At 39.8% G+C, this 3,803-nt stretch carries 2 protein-coding genes; both read left to right on the top strand.

Going from position 1 to position 3,803, the window contains the following annotated elements; genetic code table 11:
- Nucleotides 1-1,192: VENN motif pre-toxin domain-containing protein (locus tag ACFILT_RS02045; protein WP_375679495.1), on the top strand; the 1,192-nt coding region annotated here is incomplete at its 5' end.
- Between the two features lie 12 nt (nt 1,193-1,204).
- Nucleotides 1,205-3,784, top strand: a complete 2,580-nt coding sequence (locus tag ACFILT_RS02040) for a DUF6990 domain-containing protein (protein WP_375679494.1) — start codon at nt 1,205-1,207, stop codon at nt 3,782-3,784.
- Nucleotides 3,785-3,803: the final 19 nt, after the last annotated feature.

Below are 3,803 nucleotides of genomic sequence, written 5' to 3'. Positions count from 1 at the left end.
TCTGCGCATCGCCCTGTCTGATACGGTTGGCAAATCGTTGGCGGAAGAAATCGGTACCGCCAAGGCAGAAGGCAAAATAGATACGGTCACACAGATCGTTGCCCACGCCGGTCTTGGCTGCTTAAAAGGCGCGGTTGCGAGCGGTGCTTGCTCTGCCGGTGCGATTGGCGGGGCTGTGGGCGAAGCCACTGCTATGCTCCAGTTTAAACTGTCGACCAAAAATTTTATACAAAAAGAAATAGCAGCATTGGATGGTCGTGTTCCAACGGCAGAAGAACAAGCGCGTATCAATGCAAAGATTGATGCGCAGTTTGCTGACTTTAGGGATCACACCATTGATGTCGCACGGGCTGCGGGGGGCTTTGCTGCTGCCCTTGCTGGTGGTGATGTCAATACTGGTGCTGATGCCGCAGGTAATGCTGCCGAAAATAATTTTCTTCCTGCGGTAGCAGCTGCTGTAGCGTTCATTGTGTCGCTTACGCCACAAGAGTTGGCAGCTCTGTCTCTTTTTATGGCTGGTGGAGCAACTATTGTTCAATCTCCTAACAATAGAACCGCTATAGCTGATTTCCTTACCTATTGGTTTGCATCGAAAAATTCTGCAGAAGATAGCGAAAAAACAAATCAAAACTCAGAAGAAGAAAAAAATAAAGATTCTCAGAAGGAAAGTAAAAATAAGAAAAAAAACGGAAACAATAAAGAACCACAAAACAATAATGATGGAACGGGTAACATACTTGGACAAGTCAGGAAGCATCATGATAAAAAACGCGATGAGAAAAAACAAGAATTAAAGGATGAAGGATGTAGAACATGCAAAACAGAAATAGTATTCAAAACTAAGACGGATAAGGGGGTAGTAAGATCTCGTGCGGATATTGTTTATATAGAGAATGGTAAAATAAAAATTGGCGAGGTAAAAACGGGGAAGAATTCTAAATTAAGTGAACAACAAAAGATTTTAAAAGAGGCATATAAAGAAGGAAATGCAGAGCCCACAAAAGGCAAATTTACGGAATTTCTTAAAGATAACAAAGAGTTCTTAGAAAAATATCAAAAAGATTTCAAAGATTTTAAAGGAAGTAAGAAAGAATTGGAAAATGAGAATAGAAAATGGATTAAAGAACAATTGAATAATAAGTTAGACAAAACTGACGTTAACGTTTTTCATTATCCAGGACTTTTTGAATGAAAGTGAATAGCGATGCGAACTAAAGACGTGACAGAGATTTTAAAAACGCTTGGCTGGGAACCTTATCGTGCTGAAGATGGTAGTATGTTTGCGCATTATCATCTTCCCGATCGCATTGTAGGCATTAGTTATGATGTTGTAGATTATGGAGAGGATGGGGGAAAATTTCGGCTATCGGCTGATCTTACCACTGCTGCTTATTGCCTTGCTTGGGAATATGCTAGTGGTGAAGTATCACAGGATAAGTATGAAGATACGCTGTTTTCTGCGAAAGAGGATTTCGATGTTACAGCTTCAGATCTCTCAGAAAGCCATGTTAAGGAATCTTTAAATAGGGTTATCGCTTGGGCGAAAGCACAAGATATTGAACAAAAATTACGTGAAAAAGCAGCCAATCATTCTGCTGTTGCAGAAGCATTACTTGGTGATATTGAGGCTTTAAAAAGTTCTAAGTTTACACCCCAATTACATGTACCAGAATTTTCAGATTACAAAACAATAGGGTGGATTGAGCGCCTCATTCTTTTTGCGCAAGCTTATAAAAACGGGGAGTTAGATGACATTTTAGCGCGTAAAAAACCTAAACAGTGGTCGATGAGTCTTACAGCAGCAACTCGCATTTTTAAAATTCAAGGGTGGTTTGCCACAGAGCTTGGGAAAATGTGGTTGGTTTTGCCGGATCGTTTTATTAAGTTAGATTTTGGCTTTGTACATCTCTATGATCAGTACAATATTCATCTCGAAGCTGAAATATCTAATGAAGAGATTTCTTTGGCTTGCTTGTATATTCATTTTTGTGGACAACGTAATCTTGTACGACCTACGGATATTTATCGATCTTTTAATACGATTGGAGGAGAGAATTTTCGTGGGGTTGATAAAGGAATTGATATTTGTGTAGAGATATTGAATGAGCAAGAGTTGACAAAAATCTCTGAGCGGGTGATACAGTGGGCACGTGCCCAAGATTTACAAGCGTCAATAGAAAGCAAAACGCTTATCCAAAAATATAGCTATTATCCAGCTGTGATTTGGCATTTGGCTTGTTTAGCATTGACAGGTCAAATTGATGTCCTAAAATCCTATCAAGATTCTATTGCAGAGGATAAGATTCCTGAGCATTTGCAAAATCTTGATGAAGAACTGGAGGGGTATGTTAATCACGCTGTTGAATTTGCAGAAAGACATCTGAAAATCTTTAATGAGCGAAAAGCCATAGATGATCGTCTTAGTTTGCAAGATTTGTCTTTTCTTAATACAGTTTCTGAAGACTTAAAAAGGATGGGGTGGACAGTTTATCGAGATAAGAACTATGATCGCAATGCTTATTTTGTAAGTAAAGACCTTATCATCAATATAATGTATAACCTTCAAAGTGATGAAGAAGAGCCGATTGTTGTATTTAAGGCTTCCCTTTCAACACTTAGTTTTTCTACTGCTCATAGAGAGATGTTTCCTAGATTGCCCCAATATATAGCTCTCAAAGAGGCAGAAGAATTTTATACAGTTTCTAGTACTGAATTGGATGAAGGTAAACTGAAGCAGATCTGTGCGGATATTTTGTGCTGGGCTGATCGACAAAATGTGAATCAAATCATCTATGATTATGCGGCTTTGTCCCCAGACAGTGAATATGATTTTGCGAAGTTGCACCTTATTGCACTTATTCTTATTGGGGATGTTGAAAAACTCAAATTTTATAAGGAAAGTTTGAAGGATAAAAACTTTTCAGCTTTGATAAGGGAAAACATAGCACATATTATTGATAACGTCCTTGCTCTTGCACGCCGTTATCGGACTGGTTTTCCTAAAAACGCTCCGATTTTGAGCTTGGATCCGCAAACAGCATCTGTTGCTTCTAAAACAACTGCTGTTGAAGCGGCAGAGGAAGTGGATGAAGCGGATGACACTGATGATCGTCTCACCATGGAAAGTGCTCATGCACTTTTAAAAAGCCTAGGCTGGTCAACCGAGAAAATCAATGAGAATGACCATATGGCAAGCTATCAATTGGCTGATCGTGAAGTAGACATTCTTTATAACGACGAAATTGCCAAAGATTACCCACAATTTGATAGCGCTTTTATGATTAGTACTGGCATTCTTTCCACCGCTTGTAAATTCATTGATCCTACCCACACGGAAGATATTCCAGATATACAGCTTAATTTTGAAGCAAAGGGGTTAGAAATCTTTGAACCAGAAGTTACTGCGGATCGCTTAAAGCAAGCACTTGATGACGCGCTAAAATGGGCGGTAACAGACATTGACCTTTCTGAAAGACTTCGCTCTGATTATGGCGCTGCTCCTTGGGAAAAAAGCACCACGTCTGAAGCAAACGATGCACATTATGCTTTACTTCATCTTGGCGCTCTTGCTTTGTTGGGTGATGCTGAAACCTTACAATCTTATCAGAAAAGCTTTACGGCAGGTGATCACCTAGGCTTTGACGAGAGCATCAACAAAACCCACCTTGAACGTGCATTAGCTTTAGCCAAAGAAGTAGCAAAGGTGAAGCAAGTGAGCTACGCTTTGATTGAACGGGTAGCAAAAGATTTTGATGATCACTCAGAGCTTTCTAGCGAGGAATAACCTCGCTCTTGGAAGGAGA

The organism is Bartonella sp. AP7XZML, assembly GCF_042195745.1.
Lineage (GTDB): Bacteria > Pseudomonadota > Alphaproteobacteria > Rhizobiales > Rhizobiaceae > Bartonella.
The sequence above is the reverse complement of the archived record's forward strand: the minus strand, read 5'-3'. Positions and strand labels throughout refer to the sequence as shown.

Bases quoted from the DNA above. Each gene is read 5' to 3' on its own strand.
- ACFILT_RS02040 (WP_375679494.1), top strand. From the start codon at position 1,205: ATGCGAACTAAAGACGTGACAGAGATTTTAAAAACGCTTGGCTGGGAA.